The organism is Mycobacterium sp. TY815 (assembly GCF_030755135.1).
Classification (GTDB): Bacteria; Actinomycetota; Actinomycetes; order Mycobacteriales; family Mycobacteriaceae; genus Mycobacterium.
Window position 1 is genome coordinate 2,308,112 of sequence record NZ_JAUFRX010000001.1, and the last position, 16,994, is coordinate 2,325,105.

The following is a 16,994-nucleotide window of genomic DNA, read 5'->3' on the forward strand; positions in this document are numbered from 1 at the left end:
CCGCTGTGACTAGTCAGAATGCCCCGACACCAGACCGCCGGGCGATCATCACCGAGGCGCTGCGCAAGATCGACGATCTCACCGTACGTCTTGAGGTCGCCGAGGCGTCCCACCGTGAGCCGATCGCCGTCGTCGGCATCGGCTGTCGGTTCCCGGGCGGGGTGACCAACCCGGAGGAGTTCTGGGACCTGTTGCGCGACGGGCGGAGCGGCATCATCCGGGTGCCCGGACAACGCTGGGACGCCGACGCCTACTACACCGACGACCACACCGTGCCGGGCACCATCTGCAGCCGCGAAGGTGGGTTCCTCACCGGCTGGCAGCCCGAGGAGTTCGACGCCGAGTTCTTCGCCATCTCTCCCCGCGAAGCCGCGGCGATGGACCCACAGCAGCGGTTACTGCTCGAAGTCGCCTGGGAGGCATTGGAGAACTCCGGCGTTGCCCCGCACACCATTCGCGGCACCCAGACGTCCGTCTTCGTCGGGGTCACCTCGTACGACTACATGGTGACCCTGGCCGGTCAATTGCGGCCCGAGGACCTCGACGCCTACATCCCCACCGGCAACGCGCTCAACTTCACCGCGGGCCGGCTGGCGTATTTCCTTGGCGCACAGGGTCCCGCGGTGGTCGTCGACACCGCCTGCTCGTCGTCGCTGGTGGCGATCCACCTGGCGTCGCAGAGCCTGCGGTCCCGGGAGAGCGACATGGCCCTGGTCGGGGGCACCAACCTGCTGCTGAGCCCGGGACCCAGCATCGCCTGCTCCCGGTGGGGCATGTTGTCCCCGGAGGGCCAATGCAAGACCTTCGACGCCGCTGCTGACGGTTATGTGCGCAGCGAGGGCGCCGGAGTCGTGGTGCTCAAGCGGCTGACCGACGCCCAGCGTGACGGCAACCGCATCCTGGCCGTGGTGCGCGGTTCGGCGGTCAACCAGGACGGCGCCAGCAGCGGCGTGACGGTGCCCAACGGCCCCGCGCAGCAGGCGTTGTTGCGCAAAGCCCTGGCGACAGCCGAACTCGCGCCCGCCGACATCGACTACGTCGAGGCACACGGCACCGGGACCCCCCTGGGCGACCCGATCGAACTCGATTCGCTGAGCAAGGTTTTCAGCGAGCGCGCCGGGCGGCAACCGCTGGTGCTGGGTTCGGTCAAGACCAACCTGGGCCACCTCGAGGCCGCGGCCGGCATCGCCGGGTTCATCAAAACCGTGCTGGCACTGGGTCACCGGCATATCCCGCGGCACCTCAACTTCCGGCAGCTGACACCGCACGTCAGCGAGGGGGTGTCCCGGCTGGTGATCGCGGCGGACGGGATGGCCTGGCCTGCCACCGAGGGCCCGCGCCGCGCCGGAGTGTCCTCGTTCGGCGTCAGCGGCACGAACGCGCATGTGGTACTCGAGCAGGCACCTGATCCAGTTGTGCCACAGCCTGTTCCGCAAGCGCCGGTGTGCACCCTGGTGATATCGGGCAAAACACCGCAGCGGATCGCGGCCACCGCGGCGGCCCTGGCCGACTGGTGGGAAGGCCCGGGCACAGACATCGCGGCGGCCGACGTCGCGCACACCCTGAACCACCACCGCGCCCGGCAGGTCAAGTTCGCCACCGTAGTGGCCCGGGACCGGGCACAGGCGATCGCGGGGTTGCGGGCCGTGGCCGCCGACCCTGTCTGCAACGACGGCTCCGCCGCGCCCGGCACGGTGTTCGTCTACTCCGGCCAAGGTTCCCAATGGATCGGCATGGGCCGCCAACTGCTGGCCGACGAACCCGCGTTCGCCGCGGCGGTGGCCGAACTGGAGCCCGATTTCGTTGCGCAGGTAGGCTTTTCACTGCACCAGACCCTGACTGAGGGCCGCGAACTGGTGGGCATCGAGAACATTCAGCCGGTGCTGGTCGGAGTTCAGCTGGCACTGACCGCACTGTGGCGCCACTACGGCGTCAAGCCCGATGCGGTGATCGGCCACTCGATGGGCGAGGTATCGGCTGCCGTGGTGGCCGGTGCACTCTCCCCCGCCGACGGCCTGAAGGTGATCGCCACCCGCTCGCGGCTGATGGCGGCACTGGCCGGTCAGGGTGCGATGGCCCTGCTGGAACTCGACGCCTCCGACACTGCGGCGGCGATCGCCGCTTACCCGGAGTTGACCCTCGCGGTGCACGCCTCACCGCGCCAGTCGGTGATCGCCGGGCCGCCGGATCAGGTGGACGCGGTGATCGCCGCGGTCGCCACCAGGGACCTGCTGGCGCGGCGCATCGACGTCGACGTCGCCTCGCACCACCCCATCATCGACCCGATCCTGCCCGAATTGCGCTCCGCGCTCGCCGATCTCCAGCCCCGGCCGTCCGCCATCCCGATCATCACCACCGCCGTCCAGGGACCGACCCCGGCCCTGCTCGGCGCCGACTACTGGACGGCGAACCTGCGCAACCCGGTCCGGTTTCACCAGGCCGTCAGTCTGGCGGCACAGAGCCACCACACCTTCGTCGAGGTCAGCCCGCACCCACTGCTCACCTACGCGATCACCGACACACTCGGCGAAGCGAACGCGCGCGTGCTGGGCACGTTGCAGCGCGACACCGACGACACCGTCACCTTTCACACCAACGTCAGCGCGACGCACGGCACCCGGCCGCCCGACACACCGCATCCGCCCGAGCCGCACCCGCTGTTGCCGGGCACCCCGTGGCAGCACACCCGGCACTGGATCGACGCGGGCTCAACCACCGCGACAGCGGGCCATCCCCTGCTGGGCTCCGGCGCCGAGGACCCCACCAACGGCACCCGGGTGTGGGAATGCGCGATCAGCCCCGACCTGCTCTGGCTGGGCGACCACTGCGTGGACGGTGTCTGTGTGCTGCCCGGAGCCGCCTATGCGGACATCGCCCTGGCCGCGGCGACCGAGACCTTCGCCGGCGCGTCCTGGATGATCCGCGAACTCACCCTCGATCAGCTGATGCACGTCACCGACAACACCATGATCGCCACCACGCTCACCGGTGACGACCAGTCCTGCCGGGTCGAAATACGCACTCGCAGCTCAGGTTCCGGCTGGATCAAACATGCCACCGCCACGCTGGCGCCGGCTTCACCCGCCGCACCGGAGCCTGCGGAGCCCGTCGTGGCGGGCACACCCGTCGATCCCGAGGAGCTGTATCGACGCCTGCGCGCCGCCGGGCAACAGCACGGGGCGGCATTCCAGGGCATCGCCGGGTTGTCGCTGCTGCCGTCCGGCGCCGCCCGCGCGCAGGTGCGACTGCCGGCGACGGCCAAGACCGGAGCCCGCAAGTTCCTGCTGCACCCGGTCATGATGGACATCGCGATGCAGACCCTCGGCGCGACCCGGCCGGCCACGGAACTGACCACCGGCGCCCAGCCGGCGATCGTGCTGCCGGTGGGTTTCACCGGCGTCCGGGTCTACGGCGACGTGCTGGACGGCGTGACCGCGATCGCCTCGCTCGCCCCGACCGACGACCCGGACCGCCTGGCCGGCCGGGTGTCGCTGCTCGACGACGACGGCCGGCCGGTGCTGGATATCGAGCGGGTCGAGATGGCGGTACTGCGGTCCGGGACGAGAGAACTCGAGAACCGGTTGTTCTCCGTGCACTGGGCGGCTGCGGCCCTGGATGGGCAGGCCGCTGCGCCCGGGGCGCTGTTGCTGGTCGGCTCCGACGACGTCACGGCCGCCCTGCATGCGGAACTCACCGGCCGAATCGCCTGTTGCGAAACCGTTTCCGACGACGAGGCCATGCGCGCGGCGATCGGTCGGCGCGATATCTCGTGGGACGGCATCGTGGTGGTGTGCCCGCCCCGCTCCGCCGATGAGGCTCTCCCCCTGCCGGCCCAACTCGACCTCGCCCGCGCCCGCACGCAGCGGATCGCCGACATCGTCAGGACGGTGTCGCGGGTGGGCGCACGCAACAGCCCGCGACTGTGGATCGTCACCCGCGGCGCCCAACAGCTCGGCCCCGCCGAGTCGGTGACCCTCGCGCAGACGCAGCTTCGCGGCGTCGCGCGGGTGCTGACCTTCGAGCACCCCGAACTGAAGACGACGGTGGTCGACCTCGACTCGGACGGCACACCCGCGCTCGCCGGTCTGGCCGACGAGCTGCTGGCCGGCTCCGATCAGGACGAGGTGGCTCTGCGCGCCGGGCAACGGTATGTGAGCCGCTTGGTGGCGACGCCGGTGGTGTCCGGCGGGCTGATCCCGGAAAACCGTTTCAGCACAGTGGATATCGATGCCGGCGGTGCCTTCGTACTCGACAGCGAACTGCAGGTGCGCGCGGCCGGCCGCCCCGAGCCGGGTGACAACCAGCTCGAGGTCCGCGTCCTGAAAGCCCCGCTGAACCACGGCGGCGAGGTCACCGAATGCCTTGGGCTGGTCGAAAGCGGCAGGCGCGTAATCGCATTCGGTTCCGGGCCGCTCGGTTCTCACCTCGTCGCGGACGCCGACCTCGTCGTCCCCGTCCCCGACGTCGTGTCGGACGCCGAGGCGGCCGGCTTCGGGTTGCCCTATCTGACGGCATGGCATGCGCTGTGCACGGTCGGGCGGCTGGCGCCCGGTGAGAAGGTGCTGATCCAGGCCGGCGGTGACGGCGTGGAACTGGCGGCGGTAGCCATTGCCACCATGATCGGCGCGCAGGTGCATACCAGCGCGCCCGCGGAGCCGGTTGACATTGTCCTCAATTCGCTTCCGGGAGAGGCGATTCACACGGGTGTACAGCTGCTGGCCGCGGGTGGGCGGTTCATTCAACTGGGCGGGGCCGACACCTCGCTCGGCCTGGAGGCGCTGGCCCGCAGTGCTTCGTTTGCGGTCGTGGACATCGGGCTGAACCTGCGTCTGCAACCCACGCGCTACCGCGCCTACCTCGAAGAGATTCTGGGGCACGCGGCCGCCGGCCGGTTGGCGCCGCTGCCGGTCACGGAATTCGATCTCGAGCACGCGGTCGACGCCCTGCGGGCAACAGGCAAGCACCCCGGTCGCGTCACGCTGTCCATCCCGCAGACAGGCCGCATCACCGCACTCGCACCGCGTCCGGCACCGCCACTGGTCCGGCCGGACGGCGGCTATGTGGTGACCGGCGGCCTCGGCGGGCTGGGCTTCGTCACCGCCCGGTGGCTTGCCGAGCAGGGCGCGGGACTGGTTGTGCTCAACGGACGTTCGGCACCCGGTCCGGAGATGCAGGCCGCGATCGACGGTCTCAACGCCGCGGGCGCCCGCGTCGAGGTCGTCACCGGGGACCTCGCTGATCCCGATACCTCCCGGCGCCTGGTGGCCGCCGTCGGCGACGCCGGCTTCCGGCTGGCCGGCGTGGTACACAGCGCGATGGTGCTGGCCGACGAGATCGTGCTCAACATGTCCGACGCCGCGTCGGCGCGGGTGTTCGCCCCGAAGGTGGCCGGCGGCTGGTGGCTGCACGAAGCGACCAAGGATGCCGGCCTGGACTGGTGGGTGTCGTTCTCGTCGGTCTCCTCCCTGGTCGGCGCACCCGGGCAGGGCTCCTACGCCTCGGCGAACTCCTGGATCGACGGGCTGGTCGCCTACCGACGTGCCCACGGCCTGCCGGCAGCCGGAATCAACTGGGGCCCTTGGGCGCAAGTGGGCCGCGCGCAGTTCTTCGCCGACCTCGGCGTCTCGATGATCACCCCGGCGCAGGGCCTGGCGGCGCTGGAGTTGGTGCTCGCCGCCGACCGGGCGCGCACCGGCGTGTTCGCGCTCGACGCGCGGCAGTGGTTCCAATCCTTCCCCGCCGCAGCGGGATCGTCGTTGTTCGCCACGCTGCGAGAGTCGATCACCGTCGAGCAGCGCACCGGCGGCGGCCGGATCCGTGCCGAACTGGACGCGACCGATCCCGCCGACCGCCCGAGGCGGCTCGCCACAGCCATCGCCGACGAGATCCGGGCGGTGCTGCGCTCGACCGACCAGATCGACCACGACCTTCCGATGGAGCAGCTGGGCCTGGACTCGCTGATGGCGCTGGAACTGCGCAACCGGCTGGAGGCGAGCCTGGGCACCACCCTGCCGGTGGCGCTGGTCTGGGCTTACCCGACCATCACCGACCTGGCCGGCGCCCTGTGCGAGCGACTGGGTTACCAGGAGGACGCCCCCCAGGCCGAGTCTGCCGAGGAGGAGCCCGAGTTATCGGACGAGGAACTGGATCTGCTGTCGGACCTGGTTGCGGCCAGTGAGCTGGAAGCAGCGACGGAAGGCGCGGAGTAATGACGAGTCTGGCCGAACGCGCCGCCCAAATGTCCCCGAAGGCCCGCGAGGTTCTCGCGCGCGAACTGGTGCGTGCGGGCACGGCCTTCCCCACCGACGTCGCCGAGCCGATCGCGGTGATCGGGATGGGCTGCCGGCTGCCCGGGAATGTGCATGGGCCGCAGGACTTCTGGCAACTGCTGCTCGACGGCCGGGACACCATCGGTGAGGTGCCCGCCGACCGTTGGGACGCCGACGCGTTCTACGACCCGGATCCGGAGACCCCGGGCAAGATGACCACCAAGTGGGGCGGGTTCATCGACGACGTGGCGGGATTCGACGCCGACTTCTTCGGCATCACCCCGCGCGAGGCCGCCGCCATGGACCCGCAGCACCGCGTCCTGCTGGAGGTGGCCTGGGAGTCGCTGGAAAACGCCGGGCTGGCACCGGATTCGCTGAGCGGCAGCCGAACCGCCGCCATCATGGGCTTGTCGACGTGGGACTACACCATCGTCAACATCGAGCGCCGCGCCGAGATCGACGCCTACCTGTCCACCGGCACCCCACACGCGGCCGCGGTGGGCCGCATCGCCTACCTGCTCGGCCTGCGCGGCCCGGCGGTGGCGGTGGACACCGCGTGTTCGTCGTCGCTGGTGGCGGTGCACCTGGCCTGCCAATCCCTGCGGCTGCGGGAGAGCGACGTGGCGCTGGCCGGCGGGGTGCAGCTGGCGCTGTCACCGTTCGCCGCGATCGCGGTCTCCAAATGGTCGGCACTGTCCCCGACCGGCCGCTCGAAAGCCTTCGATGCGATGGCCGACGGCTTCACCCGCGGGGAAGGCTGCGGCGTGGTGGTGCTCAAGCGGTTGTCCGACGCCACCCGCGACGGCGACCGGATCCTGGCGCTGATCCGCGGATCGGCGGTCAATCAGGACGGCCGGTCCAACGGCATGACCGCCCCGAACGCCCTGGCGCAACGAGACGTGATCACCACCGCCCTCAAGCAGGCCGACGTGGCCGCCGAGAGCGTGCACTATGTCGAAGCGCACGGCACTGGAACCATCCTGGGTGACCCGATCGAGTTCGAGTCACTGTCGGCCACCTACGGAAGAGGTGAGGGCCGCTGCGCACTCGGGGCGGTGAAGACCAACCTGGGCCACCTCGAAGCGGCGGCCGGTGTCGCGGGACTGATCAAGGCGATTCTGGCCGTCGAGCACGGCTACATTCCGCGCAACCTGCACTTCACCCGGTGGAACCCGGCGATCGACGCGTCGTCGACCCGGCTGTTCGTGCCGACCGAGGGCACCCCGTGGCCCGACGGCTCGGGCCCGCGCCGCGCGGCCGTGTCCTCGTTCGGGCTCAGCGGGACCAACTCGCATGTGGTGATCGAGCAGGCGCCTAATACCGTTGCGGCGCAGGTGGATACCGGTGCGGCGGTCTCGACGCTGGTGGTCTCCGGCAAGACGCCGCAGCGGGTGGCCGCCACCGCGGGGGTGTTGGCCGATTGGCTGGAGAGGGCCGGCACCGACGTCCCGCTGGCCGACATCGCGCACACGCTGCACCACCACCGCGCCCGGCAGGCGCGGTTCGGGACCGTGGTCGCCCGCGACCGCGAACATGCGGTCTCCGGATTGCGCGCGCTGGCCGCCGGGACACCCGCACCGGGTGTGGTCGGCCCGCAGGCCACGGCTGCGGGGGCGGGGACGGTGTTCGTTTATTCGGGGCGGGGATCGCAGTGGGCCGGGATGGGTCGCCGGTTGCTGGCCGATGAGCCTGCGTTCGCGGCGGCGGTGGCCGATTTGGAGCCCGATTTTGTTGCCCAGGCCGGCTTCTCGCTGCAGGAGGTGCTGGCTCAGGGCGCCGAGCTGGTGGGGATCGAGCAGATCCAGTTGGGTCTGATCGGCATGCAGCTGGCGTTGACCGCGCTGTGGCGTTCCTACGGGGTGGAGCCCGATCTGGTGATCGGGCATTCGATGGGTGAGGTGGCCGCCGCGGTGGTCGCCGGTGCGTTGACCCCGGCCGAAGGGTTGCGGGTGACGGCGACCCGGTCCCGGCTGATGGCGCCGCTGTCCGGGCAGGGCGCGATGGCGCTGCTGGAGCTCGACGCCGCGGCCACCGAGGCGCTGATCGCCGACTACCCGCAGGTGACCCTGGGCATCTACAACTCACCGCGCCAGAGCGTGATCTCCGGGCCCACCGCGCAGATCGAGGAGTTGATCGAGAAGGCGCGCGCTCAGGACCGGTTCGCCAGCCGGGTCAATATCGAAGTGGCCCCGCACAATCCGGCAATGGACGCGCTGCAGCCGGCGATGCGCGCCGAGCTCGCCGACCTGCAGCCACGCACCCCGGTGATCCCGATCATCTCCACCACCTACGAAAACCCCGACATCACAGCGGTATTCGACGCCGAACACTGGGCCGTCAACATGCGCAACCCGGTGCACTTCCAGCAGGCCATCGAGCGGGCCGGCGAGCAGCACCACACCTTCATCGAGGTCAGCGCGCACCCACTGCTCACCCACGCCGTCATCGAAACGCTGGACGGCCCGGGTTATCGCGCTGTCGGCACACTCCAGCGCGACGCCGACGACACCGTCACCTTCCGCAGCCACCTCGCGCAGATCACCGGCCATCCCCCGGCGACGACCGGCGGCCGGTTGGCGGATATCCCCACCACCCCGTGGCAGCACGAGCAGTTCTGGGTAGCGGACCGGTCCTCGATGGCCGACCTGGTGATGAAACACCCGCTGCTGGGTGTGCACGTCGAAGTACCGTCCAGCCGGGATCACGTGTGGCGGGCCGACGTCGGCACCGATGTCTCTCCGTGGCTTGCCGAGCACCGGGTGTTCGGGCAGTCGATCATGCCGGCCGCCGGCTACGCGGAGATCGCATTGGCGGCGGCCGGCGAGGGACTGGGACTGCCCGCCGAGAGCGTGTCGGTCAACCAGCTCGAGGTCGAGCAGATGCTCACCCTGGACAAGCACACCGAGCTGACCACCCAGCTCATCCGCAACGGCGACAGCAAGATTCGTGTCGAGATCCACTCGCGCGCCGGCGGCGGTGACTGGACCCGGCACGCCGTGGCGAAGGTGGAGGCGACGCAGGCCGCCCCCGGACCGGTGCCTGCCACCGGACAATCCCAGACCTCGGTCTCGCCCGCCGACTTCTACGCGCTGCTGCGTCAGACGGGCCTGCACTACGGTCCGGCCTTCGCCGGCCTGACCCGCATCGACCGGTTGTCGGACGGTTCGGTGGAATCCGAGATCACGCTGCCCGACGAGGCGCCCCGCCACCCCGGCTACCGCATTCATCCCGCGCTGCTCGATGCCGCCCTGCAGAGCCTCGCGGCCGCGATGCCGACCGATGGCGTGACCGAATCCAGTTATCTGCCAGTCTCTTTCGAGAGCTTGCGGGTGTACGCAAACCCCGGCCGGTACGCCCGCTGCCGCGCCACCCTCACCGACGCGGGCGGCAGCGGCAAGCTCGGCCGGATCGTGTTGATGGACGCCGCCGGCAACGTGACCGCCGAGATCAACGACATCTTCCTGCGGTCGGTCGAACGGCGCAGCGTGCCACTGCCGCTGGCACAGAAGATCTTCGAAGCCGCGTGGATCGATCAGCCGCTCACGGCCGCAGCCGCTCCGCCGCTGCCGGGCAGCTGGCTCGTGCTGGCCGCGCCGACCGCCCAGGCGTCCGCCGAGCAATTCGCCGCCGCATGGCGATCCGACCAGCATCGGGTGCTCACCGCCGCATTGGACGACGAACCCGCGATGCTGGCCGCATTCGCCGAGGCCGCAGGCGATCCGGACCATCCGCCCGCCGGTGTGGTCGTCTTCGTCGGCGACACCTCCGACGTGACCGGGGCACGTGACCTGGTGTGGTCGATCAGCACCGTGGTCCGCGCGATCGTCGGCGGCTGGCACGGCGAACCGCCGCGGCTGTGGCTGGTCAGCAGGAGCGGTCTGGTGGTCGCCGACGGTGAAGCCGGGCAACCCGCCGTCGGTGCCCTGAAGGGTCTGATCCGGGTGCTCGCCTACGAGCACCCCGAATTGCGGGGCACTCTGCTCGATCTCGATGGCGGTACCGACGGACTGATCGCCGAACTCGGCGCGGCCGATACCGAACTCTTGAGCACCGTCATCGCGCACCGCGGCGAGCACCGCTATGTCGAACAGCTCACCCGGGCCACGCTCGACGACACCCGGAGCCATCCGGTGGTGCGCTCCGGTGCCGGCTACATCATCACCGGCGGCCTCGGCGGCCTGGGGCTGGTGGTGGCGCGTTGGCTGGTGGAGGGCGGCGCGGGCCGCGTGGTGCTCAACGGCCGCAGCGAGCCCGGCGAGGAACAGCGCAGAATCCTGGCCGACCTGCAGGGCCGTGCCGAGATCGCGGTCGTCCTGGGCGATATCGCGGATCCCGGCGTGGCGGAGCGGCTGGTCGCGGCGGCCGAGGACGGCGGCAGGACGCTGCGCGGCATCCTGCATTCGGCCGCCGTCATCGACGACGCCCTGTTGTACTCGATGACCAAAGACAGCCTGGACCGCGTCTGGGCACCCAAAGCCATTGGCGCACAACGGCTGCACCAGGCCAGCGCGGGCCGCGAGCTGGACTGGTGGGTCGGATTTTCCTCCACCGCCGCGCTGCTCGGCGCGCCCGGCCAGGGTGCATACGCCTGCGCGAACGCGTGGCTGGACGCCCTGGTTGCCGAGCGCAGAGCGGCCGGTCTGCCGGCCGCGGTGATCAACTGGGGCCCGTGGTCCGACGTCGGCATGGCCCGCAGCCTGGCCGGCAGCGTGCTGGACCCGATCACCCCGGCCGAGGGGCTCGCGGCCATGGAAACGTTGCTGGCCGGCGGTCGCAGCCACACGGGTGTCGCGCGGTTGCGCGCGGACCGGGCGCTGATCGCCTTCCCCGAGATCCGCGGCCACGACTTCTTCGCCGCCGTGGTGCGGGAGCTGGAAGCCGCCGGCGGCGGCGATGATTGGGCCGGCCCCGACTCGCTGCGGGACCTGGATCCGGCCGAGGCGGCACGCGTGATGACCGACCTGCTGCGGTCCCGGATCGCCGCCGTGATGGGGTATGCGGACAAATCCGCCGTCGACCCCGGTCTGCCGTTGCTCGATCTCGGCATGGATTCACTGATGGCCGTGCGGATCCGCAACACCGCCCGCGCCGACTTCGGCGCCGAGCCGCCGGTGGCGTTGCTGCTCCAAGGTGCCACGCTGCACGACCTGACCGCCGACCTGATGCGCCAACTCGGCCTGTCGAGCCCTGAACCGGCGACCGAGACCACTACCACCGTCCGCGACCGCGCGCAGCAACGCGCAGCGGCGCGACAGGGAGCCGCGCTGCGGCGCCGAACCAGACCTGACGTACAGGGAGGACAGATCCAGTGAGCATTCCCGACAACGCGATCGCGGTGGTCGGCATGGCCGGCCGGTTCCCCGGCGCCAACACCGTGTCGGCGTTCTGGGACAACCTGCGGCGCGGCAAGGAATCCATCGTCACCCTCTCCGAGCAACAGCTCCGCGATGCAGGCATCAGCGACAAGGCACTGGCGAATCCGTCGTATGTCCGGCGCGCCCCGATCGTCGACGGCGTGGACGAGTTCGACGCCGACTTCTTCGGTTTCCCGCCCCTGGTGGCCCGGTCGCTGGATCCCCAGCACCGGCTGTTCCTGCAGTGCGCCTGGCATGCGCTCGAAGACGCCGGTGTCGACCCGGCCCGATACGACGGGTCGATCGGCGTGTACGGGACCAGCTCTCCCAGTGGCTATCTGCTGCACAACCTGCTGTCACATCAGGACCCGAACGCCGTACTGGCCGAGGGGCTCAACTGGGACCAGCTGAGCATGTTCCTGCAGAACGACAAGGACTTCCTGGCCACCCGGATCTCACACCAGTTCAACCTGCGCGGGCCCAGCCTTGCCGTGCAGACGGCGTGCTCGTCGTCGCTGGTGGCCGTCCACCTGGCCTGCATGAGCCTGCTGTCCGGCGAGTGCGACATGGCGCTGGCCGGCGGCGTATCCCTGTGCGTCCCACACCATGTCGGGTACTGGCATTCGCCGGGCCAGATGCTCTCGGCGGTGGGGCACTGCCGTCCGTTCGACGTCCGCGCCGACGGGACCGTGTTCGGCAGCGGTGTCGGGCTGGTGGTGCTCAAGCCACTGCAGGCCGCCCTCGACAGTGGCGACCGCATCCACGCCGTCATCCGCGGATCGGCAATCAACAACGACGGATCGGCGAAGATGGGTTTCGCGGCGCCCAGCGCCGCGGCCCAGGCCGACTGCATCGCCGAGGCCCACGCCGTCTCCGACGTCGACGCCTCGACCATCACCTACGTCGAAACCCATGGCACCGGAACGCCGTTGGGCGACCCGATCGAGATCCAGGGTCTGCGGGCGGCGTTCGAAGCCTCCGAGGAGCCGCGGTCGGCGCCGTGTGTGATCGGCTCGGTCAAGTCCAACATCGGTCACCTCGAGGTCGCCGCCGGCATCGCCGCGCTCATAAAGACGATCCTGTGTCTGAAGAACAAGGCGATTCCCGCGACCCTGCACTACACCAGCCCGAACCCGGAGCTGCACCTCGACGAAACCCCTTTCACGGTGCAAAGCCGTTACGGTGCATGGGAATCCGGCGGAGTGCGCCGGGCCGGGGTGAGCTCGTTCGGCATCGGCGGCACCAACGCGCACGTGGTCGTGGAAGAAGCTCCGGAGGTCCCGGCGCAGGCCGGGCCCGAAGGCCCGCAGGTGCTGCTGCTCTCGGCACGCACCGCCGAGGCCCTCGGCGAGGCACGGACCGCGCTGGCCACCGCGCTGGACCGCCCGAACGCCCCGGCCCTGGCCCCGGGGATGGCGAATGTCGCCCACACGCTCAGCGGCCGCCGCCGGCACCACGTCACCATGGCGGCCGTCGCCGCCGACCGGGCTCAGGCGATCACGCTGCTGCGCGCCGCCGAGCACGACAACGTCTTCGTCGGCGAATCCCCATCCGACGGCCAGAGCGCAAGCACCGACCAGGTCGTCTTCCTGTTCCCCGGCCAGGGCGCCCAGCATCCCGGCATGGCCAAGGGGCTGTACGACACCGAGCCCGTCTTCGCCGAACACTTCGACGCCTGCGCCACCGCCTTCCGGGCGGAAATGGGCCTGGATCTGCACGAGGCGATATACCCGGTTGCCCAAGGGACCGCAGCCGATCTGGAGCGTATCGACCGCTCCCAACCCGCGCTGTTCACCGTGGAATACGCGCTGGCGAAGCTGGTCGAGAGCTACGGTGTGCGCGCCGGCGCGTACATCGGTTACAGCACCGGTGAATACGTCGCGGCCACCCTGGCCGGCGTCTTCGACCTGCCGACCGCCGTCAAGACGGTGTCGCTGCGCGCCCGGCTGATGCACGAGTCGCCGCCGGGCGCCATGGTCGCGGTGGCGCTCAGCCCCGCCGACGTCGCGCAGCACCTGGTACCGGGAGCCGAGGTGTCCGCGGTCAACGACCCGGGCAACTGTGTGGTGGCCGGGCCCAAGGACGCGATCCGCGCGTTCACCCAGCGTCTGGGCGAGCACGGTGTTCCGGTGCGGCGGGTGCGCGCCACCCACGCCTTCCACACCAGCCAGATGGACGGGATGCTCGGTGAGTTCCGGGAATTCCTGGGAAGCCGGCAGCTGAAGACTCCCGATACACGGCTGCTGAGCAACCTCACCGGAACTTGGCTCACCGACGAGCAGGCCACCGACCCCGACACCTGGACGCGCCAGATCCGTTCCACTATCAGGTTCGCCGACGAACTCGACGCGGTGCTGTCCGATCCGAACCGGATCCTCGTCGAGGTCGGGCCCGGCGGCAGCCTGACCGGTTCGGCGATCCGGCACCCGAGGTGGTCGAGCGCCAACCGTTCCGTCCGGCTGATGCGGCACCCCATCCAGCAGGCCGACGACCGTGACACCTTCCTGCGCGCGCTGGGCGAACTGTGGGCGGCCGGCGTCGAGGTCGACTGGTCACCCAGACATCCGGTGCCGCCGCGAATCGTGTCGCTGCCCGGCTATCCCTTTGCGCGGGAACGGCATTGGATCGAACCCAAGCCCACCCACTGGGAGCCGGCCACGGTGTCCGTCAACGGCTCCGCGGTCACTCACGCCGCCGAGCCCGCCGTCGAGTTGGGGCCGTCGCAGACCGGCGTCACATTGCAGCGCGTCTGGCAGCAGTGCCTCGGCGTCCCCTCCGTCGACCCGAAGGCGAACTTCTTCGACCTCGGCGGCGATTCGCTGATGGCGATCAGCATCGCGATGACCGCCTCCAACGAAGGTCTGAGCATCACGCCACAGGATCTCTACGAGCATCCGACCCTGGCATCGCTCACCGCCGCCGTCGATGCCGCGTTTGCGGCCAGCGGTCTGGCCAAACCACCCGAGCCGGAGTCGAATCCGGCGATCCTGCCGAACACCGAGTATTTCCTCGAACATGGACTGCACGACGGTGGCCGCTGGCGGGTACCGCTGATCCTGCGCTTGGAGCCGCAGGTGAGCCCGGACGACATCCGGACGGTGCTGACCGCGGTCTGCAACCATCACGACGCGCTGCGGCTGCAACTGGTGGACAACGACGGCGTCTGGGAACAGCACGTCGGCCCGCCTGCGGACTTCACGACCCTGGTGTCGCGCTCGTTGCCCGGCGGTACCGGGGTGGCCGCGGTGCTGGCCGAAGTGATTGCCGAGCACAGCGATTCGACCGCACCGCTCATCGCGGTGCACATTGTCGATTCGTCCGGCGGCCCGAACTATCTCGGGCTCGGCGTGCACGCCATGGTGGCCGACACCGCCTCACACCAGATCCTGGGCAGCGACATCGTGATCGCTTTCGGACAGCACCTGGCCGGCAGCGAGATCACGCTGGAGCCCGCCGCCACCGGCTGGCGGGAGTGGTCACAGCGGATGGCGGCCCTGGCCACCCATCCGGCCGCACTGGACACCCGGCACTTCTGGATCGACAACGCCGCCAGCGTGACCCGCTGGCTGGCCGAACCGGCGGCGACGCCGCCCACCGCCGCCGACCTCCGCAAACTGTCCGGCACCCTGGACGCCGAGCAGACATCGGAACTCGACGACGCGCGGCGACGGTTCCGGCGCTCGATCCAGGAGATTCTGCTTGCGGCACTGGGCCGCACCATCGCGCAGACGGTCGGGACCGGGGTGGTCGCCGTCGAACTCGAGGGCGAGGGTCGCTCGGTGCTGCGGCCCGACGTCGACCTGCGCCGCACCGCCGGTTGGTGCACGACGTACTACCCGGTGCCGCTGGCCTGCGCCACCGGCGAGGGCTCCGCGGTGGTGGAACAACTCGACGCCGTGCACAAGACCCTGAAGGCGGTGCCGCACTACGGCGTCGGCTACGGGCTGCTGCGCTACCTGTACGCACCCACCGGACGTACCTTCGGCGCGCAGCGCCCACCGGACATCCATTTCCGTTACGCCGGAACGATTCCCGAACTTCCGCCGATCGAGGCCCCGGTGCGGTTCGAGTCCGACGTGACCCTTCCGGTGCGCGAAACCATCCCCGGGCTGGGCCACGCCCTCGAAGTGCGCGTGTACCGGTTCGCGGGCTCGACCCATCTCGACTGGTGGTACGACAGCCGACGGATCGCGGCGGACACGGTGCAGGAACTCGCACGCACCTTCCCGCAGGCACTGCGCGAACTGATCCAGGAGGGTATCGCCGCCGAACAACTGGAGAGCGAAATCGCCGGCGTGGCCGAAGCGGGTGCCCTGGTGGACCTGTCGAGCCTTGACTGAGGAGACTGGAATGCCAAGTGACGCAGCGGTAGTCGTCAAAGGGGTCGGCAAGACGTTCGGCGCCCGCTCCGGACAGGTGGTGGCACTCGACGACGTCAGTTTCGAGGTCGGCCGCGGCGAGGTCATCGGCCTGCTCGGCCCCAACGGCGCCGGCAAGACCACCATGGTGGACATTCTGTCGACACTGACCCGGCCGACCACCGGGTCGGCCTCGGTCGCCGGCCACGACGTCGTCTCCGACGCGGCCGGAGTGCGGCGGTCCATCATGCTGACCGGGCAACAGGTCGCCCTCGACGACATGCTCTCCGGCGAACAGAATCTCGTAATGTTCGGCCGCCTCTACGGTCTGTCCAAGTCCGCTGCCCGCAGCCGTGCGGCCGAGCTGCTCGAGCAGTTCGACTTGGTGCACGCCGCCAAGCGGCGGGTCAGCACCTACTCCGGCGGCATGCGCCGCCGCATCGACATCGCCTGCGGGCTGGTGGTGCAACCGCTGGTGGCTTTCCTGGACGAACCCACCACCGGGCTGGATCCCCGCAGCCGGCAAGCGATCTGGGACCTGGTGAGCAATTTCAAGAAGCTCGGCATCGCCACGCTGCTGACCACGCAGTACCTCGAGGAGGCCGACGCGCTCAGCGACCGCATCATCCTCATCGACCGGGGCACCATCATCGCCGAAGGCACCGCGAACGAGCTCAAGCACCGCGCCGGCGGCACCTTCTGCGAGATCGTGCCGCGCGACGTCAAGGAGTTGCCGGCGATGGTCGCCGCGCTCGGGCCGCTTGTGCCCGAAAGCCAGCGGGCCATGCTGGCCGCCGAGTCCGACCGGATCATCATGCCGGCCGCCGAGGGCACCGGCACGCTGATCGAGGCCGTGCGCCTGCTCAACGCCGCCCACCTCGAACCGGCCGACATCGCGCTGCGCCGGCCGTCACTGGACGACGTGTTCCTCTCCATGACAGCCGATCCCAGCGAATCCCGGGCGCTGAGTCACCTCACCCCGGAGGCGGTGCGGTGAGCGTGGTCACCGGTTC

At 70.1% G+C, this 16,994-nt stretch carries 4 protein-coding genes; all 4 read left to right on the plus strand.

Annotation, left to right across the window (positions count from 1 at the left end; genetic code table 11):
• The first annotated feature begins 5 nt into the window (after positions 1-5).
• The 4 genes from QXK92_RS09615 to QXK92_RS09630 are packed head-to-tail and all read left to right on the plus strand — an operon-like array spanning position 6 to position 16,978.
• Positions 6-6,209: an SDR family NAD(P)-dependent oxidoreductase gene (locus QXK92_RS09615; RefSeq protein ID WP_306241425.1), complete on the plus strand. Its 6,204-nt coding sequence runs from the start codon at positions 6-8 to the stop codon at positions 6,207-6,209.
• The gene (locus QXK92_RS09620; protein ID WP_306241426.1) at positions 6,209-11,581 is read left to right on the plus strand and encodes a type I polyketide synthase; all 5,373 of its coding nucleotides are present in this window, start codon (positions 6,209-6,211) and stop codon (positions 11,579-11,581) included. Before QXK92_RS09615 ends, QXK92_RS09620 begins: the two co-directional genes overlap by 1 nt.
• Positions 11,578-15,963, plus strand: coding sequence for a type I polyketide synthase (locus QXK92_RS09625; RefSeq protein ID WP_306241427.1), 4,386 nt, complete (start codon positions 11,578-11,580; stop codon positions 15,961-15,963). Before QXK92_RS09620 ends, QXK92_RS09625 begins: the two co-directional genes overlap by 4 nt.
• Positions 15,964-15,973: 10 nt before the next feature.
• Positions 15,974-16,978 (plus strand): ATP-binding cassette domain-containing protein, encoded by a 1,005-nt coding sequence (locus QXK92_RS09630; protein ID WP_306241428.1) that lies wholly within the window; start codon positions 15,974-15,976, stop codon positions 16,976-16,978.
• Positions 16,979-16,994: the final 16 nt, after the last annotated feature.

Excerpts from the sequence above, each read along its gene's own strand:
- QXK92_RS09630 (WP_306241428.1), top strand. The coding sequence starts at position 15,974 with ATGCCAAGTGACGCAGCGGTAGTCGTCAAAGGGGTCGGCAAGACGTTC.
- QXK92_RS09620 (WP_306241426.1), top strand. The coding sequence starts at position 6,209 with ATGACGAGTCTGGCCGAACGCGCCGCCCAAATGTCCCCGAAGGCCCGC.